The 15,631-nt window shown below is 60.9% G+C and carries 13 protein-coding genes; 8 read left to right on the forward strand and 5 right to left on the reverse strand.

Translation table 11 applies throughout. The features are described 5' to 3' along the window. Window positions 1-192: 192 nt before the first annotated feature. From GSQ93_RS00005 to GSQ93_RS00020, 4 genes are all read right to left on the reverse strand, one after another. Window positions 193-1,137, reverse strand: coding sequence for an aldo/keto reductase (locus GSQ93_RS00005; RefSeq protein ID WP_158933648.1), 945 nt, complete (start codon window positions 1,135-1,137; stop codon window positions 193-195). Between the two features lie 103 nt (window positions 1,138-1,240). Next, on the reverse strand, window positions 1,241-4,162 hold the full coding sequence (locus tag GSQ93_RS00010; protein WP_158933649.1) for an EAL domain-containing protein: 2,922 nt from the start codon (window positions 4,160-4,162) through the stop codon (window positions 1,241-1,243). Between the two features lie 198 nt (window positions 4,163-4,360). Further along, window positions 4,361-5,599 (reverse strand): MFS transporter, encoded by a 1,239-nt coding sequence (locus GSQ93_RS00015; RefSeq protein WP_158933650.1) that lies wholly within the window; start codon window positions 5,597-5,599, stop codon window positions 4,361-4,363. Window positions 5,600-5,721: 122 nt separating this feature from the next. Then, window positions 5,722-6,747 (reverse strand): GlxA family transcriptional regulator, encoded by a 1,026-nt coding sequence (locus tag GSQ93_RS00020; RefSeq protein WP_158933651.1) that lies wholly within the window; start codon window positions 6,745-6,747, stop codon window positions 5,722-5,724. Between the two features lie 109 nt (window positions 6,748-6,856). Between GSQ93_RS00020 and GSQ93_RS00025 the strand changes: the two genes are divergently transcribed. The 4 genes from GSQ93_RS00025 to GSQ93_RS00040 all read left to right on the forward strand — a co-directional run bounded on the left by GSQ93_RS00025 (window position 6,857) and on the right by GSQ93_RS00040 (window position 9,473). Beyond that, complete coding sequence (locus tag GSQ93_RS00025) at window positions 6,857-7,540, forward strand: DJ-1/PfpI family protein (protein ID WP_158933652.1); 684 nt, start codon at window positions 6,857-6,859, stop codon at window positions 7,538-7,540. 56 nt (window positions 7,541-7,596) lie between these two features. Then, on the forward strand, window positions 7,597-7,875 hold the full coding sequence (locus tag GSQ93_RS00030; RefSeq protein WP_158933653.1) for a DUF4148 domain-containing protein: 279 nt from the start codon (window positions 7,597-7,599) through the stop codon (window positions 7,873-7,875). Between the two features lie 85 nt (window positions 7,876-7,960). Continuing rightward, window positions 7,961-8,266, forward strand: a complete 306-nt coding sequence (locus GSQ93_RS00035; protein WP_158933654.1) for a DUF4148 domain-containing protein — start codon at window positions 7,961-7,963, stop codon at window positions 8,264-8,266. 139 nt (window positions 8,267-8,405) lie between these two features. Further along, window positions 8,406-9,473 (forward strand): hypothetical protein, encoded by a 1,068-nt coding sequence (locus GSQ93_RS00040; protein WP_158933655.1) that lies wholly within the window; start codon window positions 8,406-8,408, stop codon window positions 9,471-9,473. 79 nt (window positions 9,474-9,552) lie between these two features. On the opposite strand, the gene GSQ93_RS00045 is transcribed toward GSQ93_RS00040, so the two are convergent. Then, window positions 9,553-11,406: a hypothetical protein gene (locus GSQ93_RS00045; RefSeq protein WP_158933656.1), complete on the reverse strand. Its 1,854-nt coding sequence runs from the start codon at window positions 11,404-11,406 to the stop codon at window positions 9,553-9,555. A 1,690-nt stretch (window positions 11,407-13,096) separates the two neighbouring features. Here GSQ93_RS00045 and GSQ93_RS00050 point away from each other — a divergent pair. The 4 genes from GSQ93_RS00050 (at window position 13,097) to GSQ93_RS00065 (ending at window position 15,630) form a co-directional block, all read left to right on the forward strand. Further along, complete coding sequence (locus GSQ93_RS00050; RefSeq protein ID WP_174254559.1) at window positions 13,097-13,762, forward strand: energy transducer TonB; 666 nt, start codon at window positions 13,097-13,099, stop codon at window positions 13,760-13,762. A gap of 77 nt (window positions 13,763-13,839) precedes the next feature. Then, window positions 13,840-14,751, forward strand: a complete 912-nt coding sequence (locus GSQ93_RS00055; RefSeq protein WP_158933658.1) for a MotA/TolQ/ExbB proton channel family protein — start codon at window positions 13,840-13,842, stop codon at window positions 14,749-14,751. 12 nt (window positions 14,752-14,763) lie between these two features. After that, window positions 14,764-15,186, forward strand: a complete 423-nt coding sequence (locus GSQ93_RS00060; protein ID WP_158933659.1) for a biopolymer transporter ExbD — start codon at window positions 14,764-14,766, stop codon at window positions 15,184-15,186. Window positions 15,187-15,198: 12 nt separating this feature from the next. Then, window positions 15,199-15,630, forward strand: a complete 432-nt coding sequence (locus tag GSQ93_RS00065; RefSeq protein WP_158933660.1) for a biopolymer transporter ExbD — start codon at window positions 15,199-15,201, stop codon at window positions 15,628-15,630. Window position 15,631: the final 1 nt, after the last annotated feature.

Raw genomic sequence — 15,631 nt, forward strand, 5'->3', positions numbered from 1 at the left:
TTCGTTTCTTTGTCGCTTTGGACAAAGAAATGACGGGCCGCCACGCACAGTGGCTAACAGTGATAAAGAGAAAATCCGACTCACGCAGACCACTAACGCCGAAAGCACCAACCCGGCATAGACCCCGACCACTAACCCAGCACCCCAGGACCTACCCCGCCCAAACCCCTGTCCACCGGCGCGAGCAAACCCTTAACCGACCGCCGAAGCAATTCGCTGCCCAATCGATTGATCCGGATAACTACCGAATCCGGCGCGCACATTATCCCGCATGTACTCAGGCCGCCCGGTCCCGGGAATCACACAGGTCACCGCCGGATGGGCGAGCACGAACTTGAGCAACAGTTGCGCCCAGGTCGTGCACCCGACCTCCTTGCTCCACTCGGGCACCGGCTGCCCCTTCAACTTGCCCAGCAAACCGCCGCCGCCGAACGGCTGATTCACGATCACCCCAATCCCGCGTTCCCTCGCGAGCGGCAGCAAGCGTTCTTCGGCGACACGATCATCGGCAGCGTAGTTGATCTGGATAAAATCGAGTGTTTCCGAGCGCATCACGGCTTCCACATCGGCAAACGCGCTCGACGTGTAATGCGTGATGCCGAGATAACGAATCCGGCCCTGCGCCTTCCATTCACGCAGCGTGGCGAGCTGCGTGCGCCAGTCAAGCAGATTGTGAATCTGCATCAGGTCGATGCGTGGTTGCTGAAGACGCCGCATCGACTCTTCCATCTGTGCGATGCCCGCTTCACGGCCTTCGGTCCATACCTTGGTTGCAACAAAGGCGCGGCCATGCCCACCGACGCGCGTCAGCACCGCTCCAGCAACCGCCTCCGACGACCCATACATCGGCGATGAATCGATGACCGAGCCGCCATTGTCGAACAGGATGCTCAGCACCTCGGCAAGCGGCGCTTGCGCCTGATGATTGTCGCCGACATCGAAGGTGCGCCAGGTGCCGCAACCCACCACCGGCAGCGCTTCGCCCGTGGACGGAATAGGGCGCGTATTCATGCGCGGCAACGGCGCGGCCGAAGCGGGCGTTTGTGCTAAGCCCGAAGTCACGCTCAAAGGCAGCAGCGCGCTGCCGGCGGCAAGGAGGAAACGTCGACGGCGGGCGTCGGCGGAAGTAGGGCGCATGGGCAGTCTCGCCGTGACGGATCAGTTCACAGGATAGGCGAAGTCACAAAGGCGCGTAGTGAGTGAACCACTCCCCGCACTCAGCGCACTCACGATCAAGCCCTCAAGGTTCTTGAGTCAGCACTTGCAAGCGCGGTGCGAGCGTGGTCAGCAAGAGCGCTTCCAGCGGCATAGGGTGCGCGAAGTAATACCCCTGCGCCTGCGCCGCACCCATCTCGCGCAGCACCGCGAGCGTGGCTGCGTCTTCCACGCCTTCCGCCACGACCGTCAGGTCCAGCGACTCCGCCATCCGCACGATTGCCCGTACGATTGCGCGGCTGCGCGGACTGGTCGTCAATTCGAAGATAAACGACTGGTCGATTTTCAGGCCGCTGAAGCGGTACTGATGCACATAACTCAGCGACGAAAATCCCGCGCCGAAGTCATCGAGTACCACCGACATGCCGTGATCAGCGAGACGTTGCATTGAACGCCTGGCCAGATCGGGCTCGGCAACCAGCGCGCCTTCCGTGAGTTCGAGACAGATCCGCGATGGCGCCACACCGTGTCGCGCGAGCAGGGCGAGGACGTCATCGGCGAACTCCGGGCGCGTCATGCTGTAGCTCGAACAGTTCACATGCACCGGCGGCCAGTCAGCGTGTTGCGGCTGCGCGAGGATCACCGCGACGCGTGTGAGCATGTAGAGATCGAGCCGCCCGATCAGGCGCAAGCCTTCCACCGCCGGGAGGAATTCGCCCGGCGTGATGACTCGGCCGTCGGGCTGGCGCCATCGGATCAACGCTTCCAGCGCCACGAGCTGGCCGCTGTTCGCGCACACAATAGGCTGAAAATATGGCACGAGTTCGTCGTCGCGCTTGAGCGCATTGCGCAACGCTCCTTCGCGTTCGACCTGATCGGACACCTCGCGGCGCAGCTCGTGGTTGAACACGACAAAACTGTCACGGCCGCCATTCTTCACGCGATACATCGCGGTATCGGCATCGCGCAACAGATCGGCCGGCTCGCTGTGAAACTGGCTATCGGGACTGACGATGCCAATGCTGCACGACGAGAACACCACGTGGTCGTCTATATGAAACGGCAGGTCAAACGCCGCCAGGATCCGTTCCGCGATCGCCACAGCGGTATCGAGCGATGCACCCGGTGACAGCACCGCGAACTCGTCGCCGCCGAGGCGCGCGAGCAAATCGTTTTCGCGCAGGCAGCTACGCAGACGGGCCGCGGCCTGTATCAGCAACAGGTCCCCGAAATGATGACCGAGACTGTCGTTGACCACCTTGAAGCGGTCGAGGTCGATAAACATCACGGCCAGCTGCTCGCCTTCATCATGATGATCGAGCCACGCCTCGCTCAGCCGCTGCAGCAAGTGGCTGCGGTTCGGCAGCCCGGTCAATGCGTCGTGCGAGTTTTCGTGCTGCAGCCGGGCGTTGGCCAGATCAAGCTCGCGGGTGCGGTTCTGCACGCGCTCCTCAAGCTCATGGTTGGCCGCATGCAGGGCTTCGGCGGCACTGCGTCGCGAGAGGGCGGTGTCGATATGGCGCGAGACGAACGTCAGTAGTTCCTGGTCGCGCAGCGAGTAACGCACGCGCGTGGAATAGCTTTGCACGGCGAGTACGCCGCGCACGACGTCGCCGTCGAACAGCGGAATGCCCAGCCACGAACGCAGCTTGATGCTCTCGCCCGAGCGTTCCATTTCGCCGATATCCACCAGCCGCGTGGCTTCAGCGAGGTCGATCAGGCAGGGGCGGCGTTGCCTGACCACATACTCGGTCAGCCCGCGCCGGTTACGTCGTGGCGTGGGATGGTCGTTCAGCAGTTCGTCGACGTAATAGGGGAAGGACACGGTCGCCGTCGACCTGTCGACCAGCGCGATGTAGAAGTTCTGCGCATACAGCAACTCGCCGACAATCCCGTGCAAGCTCTGGAAAAACTCCATCATGTCGCCGTGCCGGCTCGACAATTCGGCGATCTGGAACAACGCCCCTTGCAGATGTTCAGCCCGTTTGCGCTCCGCGATCTCCTGCCTCAACGCGCGATTTAATTCGGATAACTCAGCAGTCCGGCGCGATACCGTTTCTTCCAGATCGTCGCGATGCAGGATCCGGTCGAGTGCCATTGCCACGTGCCGGGCGACGACCAGGAAAAGCGCGCGGTCCTCCACGCTATAGATTCGCGAGACGTCGTACACCTGCATGGCGATCATGCCGAAGACTTCGTCGGAGGCGTTCTTGAGCGGTGCGCCCATCCAGAATTCGGGGCGATCCCCCACGCAAAAAAAGCGGCCTTCCTGCTCGGCGGTAAGGATTCCGGCGGCGTCGATCAGGAGCGGCTGGCCCGAAGTCAGAACCTGGCCCGTCAGCGACAGACGTGATGGATCGAGCGTGTCGTACATCGCGCATTCGCGCGCGTAGGTGTCGATCACATCGACGTAATAGGGGTAGGTGATCTCGCCGCTTGGCGAATCGTAAAGCGCGAGATAGAAATTTTCCGCATCGATCAGCGTGGCGAGTTGCTGGTGCACGCCGCGCAGGAACGCTGATCGTTCGCGCACTGAGCTCGCGAGATAGGCGATTTCGTAGAGTACGCGCTGGGTATTTTGCGCGCGTGCCAGCGCGTCGGTCTGCAGGGCTTCACCCAGGCTGCGGGCAAAGTTGGCAAGCGTCAAATTCCCCGCGTGGCTGGCGGGTGCGAGCAGCCAGCCGAGGATGCTTTCGCCGCTGCCCGTTGGCCAGAGACAGTGACGCCGGGCCGTGCAAAAGGCGTGGAAGGTGTCGGCGGTGAGAAAGCCGGGCCACTCTTCCGCGGCATCGCCCTGGCCCGCGAGATGCAGGTCCTCGCCCGCCTGGTACCACGCCCACGTGGTGGTATCGACTTGAAAGCGGGCGTTGCGTAAGAGCACATCGACCGAACTGTCCGCGTGGGTCCGCCGTGCCGGGTCGATGATCGCGCGAGCGGCGTCCGCAGCGGAGGCGTCGCTGCTGTCGTCGGCCATCGGCGTGGCAGGGTTCGCGGGAAAGACGTTCATCGGCGCTCCGAGCCGACGGCTGCCGCGGCTCCTGATTCAATCTCGTTCGATGTCGATGGTTCTACTCTTCATCCGGACACTGGAGGGCTTGGACAAGCCCGCTCCTTCGTTTGTGCTCGCACGCACCTGATTACTATAACGGCAGTGCAGCTGGGGCCTTGAGAGTTTTCGTAAGGGTTAGGTATTCTCAGGTATTCGTTATGCACCCGACGAACCGCATACCGTTGCAGGACCCGACGCCAACGAGCGTTGCTCCACCGCTACGGAAACACCCAGCAGCACAATCCCGCCGCAGGCGAGCAGCGCACCGGTCCAGCCCGTGGCCTCGAGGCCGAAACCCATCGCGACCACGATGCCACCCGCCCACGCACCCAACGCATTTGCGATGTTGAAGGCCGAATGATTCAGCGCGGCCGCGACGGTCTGGGCGTCGCCGGCCACATCCATCAGGCGCGTCTGCACCGCCGGGACCACGGCTATGCCGAGTCCCATCGCGAACAGGTTGAGCGTGGCTGTCCATTCGTTGGCCGAAGAATACGCGAACGCAGCCAGCGCGGCGGCATTCCAGATCAGCATGCCGAAGATGGTCCAGAGCCGAGACTTGTCGGCCAGCACACCACCAATCAGGCTGCCAGCCGTCATGCCGACCCCCAGCGCGCCGAGCAGCAGCGGTACCCGCCAGGGCGCTACGTGGGTCACGTTCAGCAGCGTCGGCGTAATGTAGGTGTACACGGCAAATAGTCCGCCGAAGCCGACCGCGATCACAGAAAGCGTCAGCCAGACTTGCAGGCGCCGGAACACGCCAAGCTCGCGGCGCGGCGTAGCGCCCCCTGCGTGAATGGGTGGGAGAAAGATGCGTACGCCAATCATCGTAAGAATACCGAGCGTGCCGACAAGCAGAAAATCCGCGCGCCAGCCGAGCCATTGACCGAGCCACGTCGCGAGCGGCACGCCGAATATATTAGCGATGGTCAAACCCAGCATCACGCGTCCGACTGCCCGCGCGCGCCGGTCGGGCGGTACGAGCGAGGCGGCCGTCAATGCCGCGACGCCGAAATACGCGCCATGCGGCACGCCGGAAATAAAGCGCGCGATCAGCAGCAGCGGGTAATTCGGTGCGAGCGCGCTGAGCAAATTGCCGAACGCGAACATCAGTATCAGGCCGATCAACATCGCGCGGCGCGGGATCTTCGCAAAGAAAATGGTGATGAGCGGCGCGCCGATCACCACGCCCAACGCATACGCGCTGATGATGTGGCCCGTGACGGGAAGCGACGTACCGAGGCCGTTTGCGATGACCGGCAGGATGGTCATGGACGCGAACTCACCCGTGCCGATAGCCAGGCCTCCGACGGCGAGGGCGAGTTCGGCGGGACCCGCGCCATAGGGCGCGATCACGCGCGTGAGCGGGTCGTTGGGGACATCGATAATGGACATTGAGGAAAAATTGTGAGTTGTGAGCGAAGCGCAATGCAGCATTATCGCGAAAGAATTAATCTTTCGCATCTGCGAAGGCTCGAACGGCCGTGCTGAATGGTGTTGCTGCGGCGCCGTAGGCGCTAGTCCTGCGCGGCCGTCGTGACGCGCCATTCATGTGCATCCTCACCGTCACCGCCTGCAGAGAAGCGTTCACGGTAAGCCTGCGGTGTGACACCCATTGACCGCAGGAAGCTGCGTCGCATGGTTTCCTCCGATCCAAAGCCGCAGCGTGCCGCCACGCGCTTGACCGGAAACGCGGTATCGCCAAGCAGGCGACGTGCAGCTTCCAGGCGCAATTGATCGATAGCCCGTGCCGGCGTGATCCCCGTCTGCGTGCGATAGTGGCGCACGAAGCTACGCTCGCTCATGCCCGTGCGTTCAGCCAGCGTCGCGATCGACAGGTCGGCTGACATGTTTTCGGCTATCCACGCGTGCAAGTCACTAAAGCGGTCGCCCGTTTTTTGCAACGACAGCGTCGTGCTGAACTGCGCCTGGCCGCCGGGCCGCTTGAGGAACACCACGAGTTCGCGTGCGACATCGAGCGCGAGTGCGCTCCCGAGATCGTCCTCGATCAACGCAAGCGCGAGGTCGATGCCGGCTGTCACGCCCGCCGATGTCCAGACCGCGCCGTCACGAATAAAAATGGGCGCGGGGTCCACGCGGACAGCCGGATAACGTTGGCCGAGGTGTTCGCAATGCGCCCAGTGCGTGACCGCGCGACGCTCGTCGAGCAGGCCGGCAGCCGCCAGCAAAAACGCGCCCGTGCACACCGACGCAGCCCGCCGGCACTGAGCCGCGCGCTCCCTGACCCACGTCACTTGCGCCGGATCTTTCGACGCCGCATGCACGCCGCGTCCGCCCGCGACGATCAGCGTGTCCGTGGGTTGTTGAGCAGTAGGCAAGGGCTGGGCGAACAGGCCGAGACCCGCGGTGCTTTGAATCTCCCCCGCGGCTGCAGCGACCACCCGCGCGATGTAGGGTGCGACGGCTCCGCGTGCCAGCGAGAGTTCGTTGGCGGAGGCGAAGGCCTGGAGCGGTCCGGCGACATCGAGCAACTGGACGTCTGCAAACGCAAGGATGTCGATACGGCGCGGAGCATTGCTCATGGTATGGATTTGAAACCGGGTTGGCGTGAAACGAGGGTTGATTGACAATTTCGCCAAATCGTAGCGAGGTATTGTGTGTGCGTCTACTTCCTTTTAAGGGTTCATTGCCATGACGCTGCATATCGGCTTCCTCGTTTTTCCACGGGTTCAGCAACTCGACCTGACCGGCCCGCATGACGTGTTCGCCTCAGTGCCGGGCGCGACCGTCCACCTGATTGGGAAAACGCTTGATCCGATCAACGCGAGCAGCGGTCTCGTGCTGACACCCACCATGACGTATGCAGACTGCCCTGCACTCGATGTCTTGTGCGTGCCGGGAGGCGTGGGTGTCGGCGAGCTGATGGAGGACGACACCACGCTCGATTTCATCCGGCGGCAGGCAGCACAGGCCCGCTTCGTCACGTCGGTATGTACGGGGGCGCTGGTCTTGGGAGCGGCTGGTTTGCTGCAGGGACGGCGCGCGACGACGCACTGGGCAGCCCATCATTTCCTGGAAAGCTTCGGCGCCATTCCCGTGAAAGAGCGCGTTGTTCAGGATGGCAATCTGATGACGGGTGGTGGCGTGACGGCGGGCATCGATTTTGCGTTGACGCTGCTTATTGGCTTGATCGGCGAAACCGAAGCGCAGGCAATTCAGCTTCAACTGGAATATGCGCCCGCTCCGCCCTTTAATTCAGGTACGCCCGACGCGGCGCCGAAGGCAGTGGTGGATCTGGTGTGGAGTCGCGGCGAAGCAGGGCGTGCTCAGCGCGCTGCGATCGTTGAACGCGCAGCGGCGCGTTTGAATAGATAGCAGGCTCGGCGTAGTGCCGATCTGGGCGTGCTTGCTTCTTACAGGAGGCGGATAGCATGCCACGCGTACGGGTTGCTTCAATCACGGTTCTTGCCTCGCTCGGCATCGTGCTGGGCGCGGCGCCCGGGGCGTTCGCCCAAAGCACCGATACAACGCCATCGCCAACGCCGAAGCAAGCACAGAAGGCGCAACGCAAAGCCGATAGAAAAGCGGCGCGGGCGAAAAATTCGGCGGAACTGAGTAAGCTGGAGAAGAACGGCTATAACCCCGCCGACGGTCGTAGCGACTACCCCGATAACTTGCACCGAGCGCAAGACAAGGCGAATGGTCAGTGACTTGCGAGCAGGGGTCACGCCCTACGCCGTCGCTGCTTCAGGCATGCCCGATGCTGTATGGGTCACGACAGCCCGGGAGACGACCATGTCGAAATTTCACTTTGCGCGAGTGTTATTCGTATTCGCGGCACTTTCTATAGCCTTCACAAGCATCGGCTATGCGCAGACTGCAGGGAACGGGTCTACCGCGCAACCGAGCGGGACACCCCCCACGCGGGCGTCAGAAAAGGCGGATCTGAAAAATCTCGAGGCGCATGGTTATCGGCCGTCTGCTAACGAATCGAACTATCCGAACGATATTCAGAAAGCCGAGAAGGCTACGAATGGCTCGGGCGTGACCGGCACAAACGGCGCCACCCGTGCGAAGACACCGGCGAGTTCGGACAACTGACCGACTCGGAACATTGGCGCCTGTATTCTCGATCAGATATTCCCGGCTTAGAAAGCAGATCGGAAGGGAACGGAATTTGCGACGACCGCCGTTGGTTGGCAGCAGCCTGCTGCCCACACTAACCGATGGTCGATCGTGAATGAGAAGAAAAGCCCTACTGTCCTCTGTATTGTGTATTTGCGTTGCCGCCAGCGGCTGCACGGCTATCGGTCCCACCCGGCTCAAGGCCGATCAGGTTGATTACGCGAGAGCGCTGGGTGAAGCCAAGAAGCGCGAAATACTCGCGGCGATAGTGGGCATCCGCTTCGCAGACTCGCCCGCGTTCCTGAGCGTGAGCCAGATCATTGCCGCTTATACCTTCGATGCCACCGCCGGTTCCAACCTCAGCGCCGGTGACACCACGCAGAATTTCGCGGCCGCCAACGGCAGCGTTTCATACTCCAATCATCCCACGTTCACGTTCACGCCGACTACAGGCCAGGCGTTCGCAACGGCTTACATACGCCCGCTTGCGCCGGCGCTTGTATTGCCGCTCGCCGAGAGCGCTATTCCTATCGACTTGCTGTTGCGCATCACGGCACAGTCGATAGGGGGCTTGCAGAACGCGAATGCGCTGGGCGGTCCGAATGGGAACGGCAGCGTGGAGTTCTTCGAACTGATCCAAGCATTGCGACGACTTCAACTAGCCGGGCAGCTCAACGTGGAGTCGCGCGATGAAGATAAAGGCGGGCGTGTCTACTTCACGCTTGGCGCGACCACGAGCGGTGAGAACGGACAGACGACAGCCGATCTCGCGTTGGTGCGCAGGCTGCTCAAGCTTTCGCCGAAGACCAAGACCTACGAGGTTGTTTATGGACAATCGGCTGAGCGTGGCGAGCGCATTCCCATGGTCACGCGTTCTGTGCTGGGAATTCTCACGGACCTCGGTGCGCAAGTCAGCGTACCGGAAGAGTTGGTGGCTCATGGGGCGACCAAGCCGACTATCGGATTGATCGGCGTGGAGACGCGGCCTACGATCGTTGTCAATGTGGGCAAGAAGGCGCCGGAAGATGCGTATATCGACATTCAATACGGGCCGTCGCAATACTGGATTGATCGACGCGACTTCGACTCGAAGTACGCATTCACGGTCGTGCAGATGTTGATGGCGCTGGCGGAAACCAATCAGGACGCGAAGACGCCGATCGTGACCATTCCAGCGGGGTAGGCGGGCGTGATTTGGAGCGAGGACTTGACGCGGAGTGTGTGTCTCCGGTCAAGCCTCCACGTACTGCACCCGATGTATTTCAATGCGCCTCGCCGCGACCGGCCGGGCGAATAGGCGCGTCGTTGTCTGGAGCCTTCGACTCTGACGATTCTGCGTTGGGCTGGAATTCCACGACAGGCTCAGGCACTTCCTGCTGTGAATGCGTCTCGCGCGCCTCGCGCGTTGCGTGAGTTTCGCGCGGCGCACGCACGACCGGGTTCGCGAACAGGTGCGGTGCGCTGCCGCCGGTGGTTGTTGGTGCGTTGCCCGTGCTCGCGTTCGCAGTCGTCGCTGTGCGCGGGATTACGACGGCCTCGCGGATCGGCGCTGCATGCATCGGGCTGCGTTGCGTGATGGCCGCTGTCTGGACCGACGCGGCTTCGGCAGCTTTCTTCGCTTCAGCAATCTTGCTGGCCACATGCTTGAGGAAGACGCGAGAGTCGGTGTAGCTCGAGTCGATAGCAAGCGCGTCCTTTGCATAACGCCGTGCGCATCGCCATGAAGCCGACGAGCCGCACACGCGGGCGTGTTGCATTGCGACGTCGCGTGCGGCTTCACGTTGGGCGAGGTCGTCGCGGACCCGCTGGACGTCGGGGCTGTTCACCTGATTCGCCGGCACGTTGGCGAGATTCTGATGAGCCGCGCTCAGGTTGTTGGTGGCGAGCGCGACGCGGGCAAAGTAGAGGCCTTCCTCCGGGCTGCCCACCGGCGGACGCTCAGTGGCGATCACCGGTGACACCGGCGGCAACGACAGCTTCGGCAGTTCCTGTTCCGCCCGCGTGGACGGCTGAGGCGCATGGCTGGCGATAGGGACATCGGCAACAGCGTTAGGGCTCGGCGCGGGCGGCAGGGCGGCGAGCGGGGCAGGAGTGCTGATGACGGGCGCGGGGCTCGGCGTGTTTGTCGAGACCGTTAATGGTGGCGAAGCCGTGTTTTGCGCGAGCGTGACGGGCGTTGGGGGCGTTGGGGGCGTTGGGCGCGTTGGGTGTGTCGGCGGTGTTGAGTTGCTCGGCGTGATCGCGCCAACTGCCACGTCATTCCGGCTCTTTGATACGGGCGCAGCCACCGGGCTTGGCGCGTTCGTCTCGTTCGGTGTCGTCGTTGGTGTTGTTGCTGTCGTCGCGATTATCGGGGCTGGTGCGTCCAGTGTCGCCTTGGTAACGGGTTCCGTCGCCGGGCTCATGACGACCGTTGAAATCTCCGTCCGCAACGCTGCAATCGTGGCCGTCAGCTTCTTCATGAGCGACGCGATCATCTCGGTTGCCGGATTCGATGCCGGTGCGAGCGTTGGTGCGGGTGTGGGCGTTTGCGTCGAGGTTTGGGTTGGGGTTTGGCGCGGTGCGGGGGCCGTCACATAGGTCGCAGCAGGCGCCACAGCGAGAGTCGCCGCCGGGGGCTTGGCAGCGCTCACCGAGACCGGGGGCGCTGGCTTTGCTGCAGCAACGACCGTCGTTGTGCTCGCCGGTGCGGCGGCTTTCGGCGCGTTGTCGGGTACTACCGGAACGAATGCGGGTGTCGTCGCAGGCTCTGGCAGTGCAGCAAGCCTTTGAACCACGGGCGACCTCAGGCCGGGCGCGTAAGTCAGCGCCAGTGCGGCGGCGAGCAGTCCACCACCCGCTACACCGAACGCCACGCGCCGAACGACGCGGGCACGTTCTCGCGCGATATTCATTGCCGCGTCGACTTCGTCGGGCACGCTCGGATAGGGCACGAGCATGTGCCCGGACATCATCATGACGCTGCCGTTGTTGAAGTCGCCAGAGTTCGGTGCGCGCAATGCCCGTGACTGATTTGTACCGCAATGCGGGCATTCTTCTTCGCCTCGCGTCAACGCGTTGCCGCAGCGATGACAAGCCGGGTAAAGGATCGGCGTGCGAAAAGATAACAGGTTCATTCCGAACCCCTCGTGGCAAGTGTCGACACCGACTCTTGATGCGGCCGGATCGTTCGTATAAGAATAGTGCAATTAAGTCAGAGGTTTGTATCCCGGTATGTTTTGTAGACCGCATTGATACACATCGGCGACCCTTCCTCTTGCTCCCATCACGCTACATTGGGCTTCGTTCGTCGCGCTTGTCCGAATCTGACTTGAATGTGGCGGATAACGGCGGAGATCAGGCCCGGACCCTCAAATGGCATATACGAGCTCAGTCTGGTTGAACTGGCTGCGACGCCGCGCTCGGACCGTCGTGAACCTGTGATCGTCCCGGCAATGTCCGTTTTGAGCTTCCAGCGCGGCAAGCTCATGGCTAACGGCTGGAGCACATAGAACGCGCCGCTGACATAGCTTAGTGATCTTAACGACTAGCTGCCCGAACGCCTGTTGCGGAGGACGGATATGTCCACCTGTTAGCAGGCCGCTGCGAAAGTGCGTTCGCCGGCGACCTTAGCAACGCAGTCAATGACATGGAGCCCATCAAGTTCGCGGTCCTCGCGCCGATAAACCTATGCTCGTAGCAGGCATCCTCGTACATAAAGAATCTTCATTTAACCGGGCTTCAACTTTAATACCCATGAATAAGGTTTTCGAATACCCAATAACATAATCTTATGCGATTTTGAAAAACGATCCGTTCACAAGCACTAATTACCGATTCAGCGGGATTTTGAATTTAAATGCCCGATGAATAAGGATTTAGAATACTCAATAACATAATATTATGTAGAGAGGTGGCGGAAGCGCTACGAGCATCAATTACCGAGTGCCACAATACGGAATCGGGTCATTATCTTTGTCGTCGGCAATATGTAATTTTTTAGAATGTTTTTGTAATTTAATGAAAATATGTATTCGAAATGTCGTAAATACCGCTAAAAAGATTTTTCAAACACAGCCTTCGTTTTTTTATTTTCTCGCTTCCGCTGGTGGCATCTAGTTAGCGTGCGATCGCCACGTAATCCATCCAGATACGGCTCGGCCGAATGCGTCGTAAAGCCCGGCCCATCGGTGCTTTTGGGCGTTATTGCCCGTCACGCGTCAACAATTCGCAGCGCGCCACGGACCGCCTCAATAGTGGCTGCATCCCAATTAACGAGTTGCGAGAGACGCACACATATCTGTTTGAGCACCGGCTTATTCTTTTAAAGCGGTCCAAAGACGGCATTGGTTAGAGTGTTCTCTCTAAACCTGGTATGCCGCCATCAAATAAAGTTTGACCGTGCATTTTTTGTCCTGTTATCTTCGCATCCCATGAAACGCCGGTGACAATCTCAAAAAGAGTTTAGGAGCCGTGGAGTTTATGGAGCCCTCGCGCGCTTCGTTCAAATTGTCTTCAGAGGTTAATGTCAGGCCGAAACGAGCAAGCCGAATTTAATTTGTCGTAAATCCACTGAGATGATCGTTCAGCGTCGTGAAAAGCCGTTGGGGCAACGCACAGCCGTGCCCGTGACATCTCATCAGATTTGCGCGCTGCAGCATAAATTCGGAGTGCAAATCAAGGGTCGAAGCGAAGGAGACGGTGGACCGAAGTGAGCGTTGGTTGCCGTATGCAAGCGCACTGCAGTTACAGAAATGAACGGTTCACGCCGGAGGAGTAAAGGTGGGTACTAAAGTCGAAGGGCAATTTCCGGCAGCAACGGCCCGTATGGAGAGGCCAGGACGCCCCCGTGAGTTTGGGCGCAAGCAGCAAAACCCAGTACGACGCTTCGGCGGAATCGCAGTTGTCCTGCTCCTGCACATCGTGTTGATCTACGCACTCATCAACGGCCTTGCCACCAAGGTCGTACAGGTCATCCAGCATCCTATCGAAACGAAAATCATCGAGCCGGTGAAGCCGCCGCCGCCTCCGCCGTTACCCACCGTGCAATTGCCGCCGCCGAAGTTTGCACCGCCGCCGCCGCCGTTCGTGCCGCCGCCGGAAGTGCAGGTGCAAACGCCGCCCCAGCCGACCATCACGCACCAAGCCGCGCCGGTCGTATCGGCACCCGCCGTGGCGCCGCCCGCACCACCGGCACCGCCCGCGCCGAGCAAGCCCGTGAGCACTGAAGTCGGGGTTGTATGCCCGAACTCGGATCAGATCCGTTCGTCGATTCGCTACCCGAAGGAAGCGCAGGAGAACAACGTGACGGGTGATGTGCTGATCGAATTTGTAGTCGACCCGCAGGGCCATATTACGAATGAACGCGTTGCCAAGTCGGCGGAGGATTCTTCACTCGATCGCGCTGCGTTCAATGCGGTCAAGCAGTTCACGTGCGTTTCCCAAGGCCAGGCTGTCCGTGTGCAAGTTCCGTTCTCGTTTAACCTGAACTGAAACCCACATGCTGTCCGGTACCGGTAGCGATTTATCAGTCTTGGTTTAGAAGTTGTACTAATGAACTTGGAGCAGGCATGAAAAAGCGTACTCTCGCCGCATTGGCGGCAACCCTGTTGTTCGCCGTAACCACGGTGGATACCTTTGTGGCACCGCACATGGCCCACGCGCAAGCTAGCGACGCCACCGCGTCGGCTACCGCGACTGCCACACCTACCGCCGCACCAGAAACGGCCGGGTTGGCAACAGACGAAGCCGTGCCGCCGCCCCAGCCGGCTACGTCCGAAACGGTCAACAACCCGTATGGTCTCGGCGCACTCTGGAAGAACGGTGACTTTGTTGCACGCTTCGTGCTGATCCTGCTGGTGCTCATGTCAATGGGCAGCTGGTACATCATGATTACCAAGTTCTTCGAGCAGTTCCGTGCAAACCGTCGTGCGAAGAGCGCCGACGAACAGTTGTGGACGGCGCCGTCGCTAGTCGAAGGCGCGAAGCTGCTCGACGAAGCGTCACCGTTCCGCTTCATCGCCGAAACGGCAATCGAGGCAGGCGAACACCACAACGAAGCACTGCTCGAAGCCGTCGACCGCAACACGTGGATCGATACCTCGGTTGAGCGTGCGATCACCAACGTATCGAATCGTCTGCAGGACGGCCTGGCTTTCCTCGGCACCGTCGGCTCCACAGCGCCGTTCGTCGGTCTGTTCGGGACCGTGTGGGGGATTTATCACGCGCTGACGGCAATCGGTATCGCCGGCCAGGCTTCGATCGATAAGGTCGCGGGTCCGGTGGGTGAAGCGTTGATCATGACCGCGATCGGTCTTGCCGTGGCCGTGCCGGCCGTGCTGGGCTACAACTTCCTGGTTCGCCGCAACAAGTCGGTCATGGAACGTGTTCGTGCGTTCGGCGCACAACTGCACACGGTCCTGCTCGCCGGCAGCCGGCGCTCGACGCGCGCTTCGGCTCGCGAAGCAGCGCTGGCCCAATAAGCGGAGTTCGCCATGGCTATGAGCGTTGGGCAAGATGATGACGACGAGGTCATCTCCAGTATCAACACCACGCCGCTTGTCGATGTGATGCTGGTCCTGCTGATCATCTTTCTGATCACGATTCCGGTGGTGACGCATACGATACCTTTGCAACTGCCGAAGGAGACGATCCAGCCGCTGCAGACCACACCGAAAAGTATCGTCATTGCGGTCAACCGCGACGGCGATTTCTTCTGGAACGAGAAGCAGGTGGATGGGCCGACGCTGCTGGCACGCCTGAAAACCGTATCTGTCCAGACGCCGCAACCGGAAGTGCACGTTCGTGGCGACCAGAGCGCGCGTTATGAGTTCATCGGCCGGGTCATTACCGAGTGCGAGCGCGCCGGTATCGCCAAGGTTTCGTTTATTACTGAGCCGCCTGCGCGCGGTGGCTAGAAGGGGACGATCATGGGAATGAACGTATCGTCGGGCGGTCGCAACGCTGAACCGGAAGTGATGGTCGACATCAACACCACGCCGCTGATTGACGTGATGCTGGTGTTGCTGATCATGCTGATCATCACCATTCCAATTCAGACGCACGCCATCAAGATGAACTTGCCGGTCGGCAATCCGCCGCCGCCAATCACGCAGCCGGAAGTGGTGCAGATCGATATCGACTTCGACGGCACCACGACCTGGAATGGTCAACCTGTGCCGGACCGTGCGGCGCTCGAATCCAAGCTTGCACAAGTGGCTGCCGAACCGGTGCAAGCAGAGATACATCTGCGGCCTAACAAGCTGGTGCCGTACAAGGATGTGGCGGCCGTGATGGCGTCCGCGCAACGACTGGGCGCGACGAAAATCGGCCTGATCGGCAATGAGCAGTACATGCAATAGG

It is taken from the genome of Burkholderia sp. S171 (assembly GCF_009766085.1).
Taxonomy (GTDB): domain Bacteria; phylum Pseudomonadota; class Gammaproteobacteria; order Burkholderiales; family Burkholderiaceae; genus Caballeronia.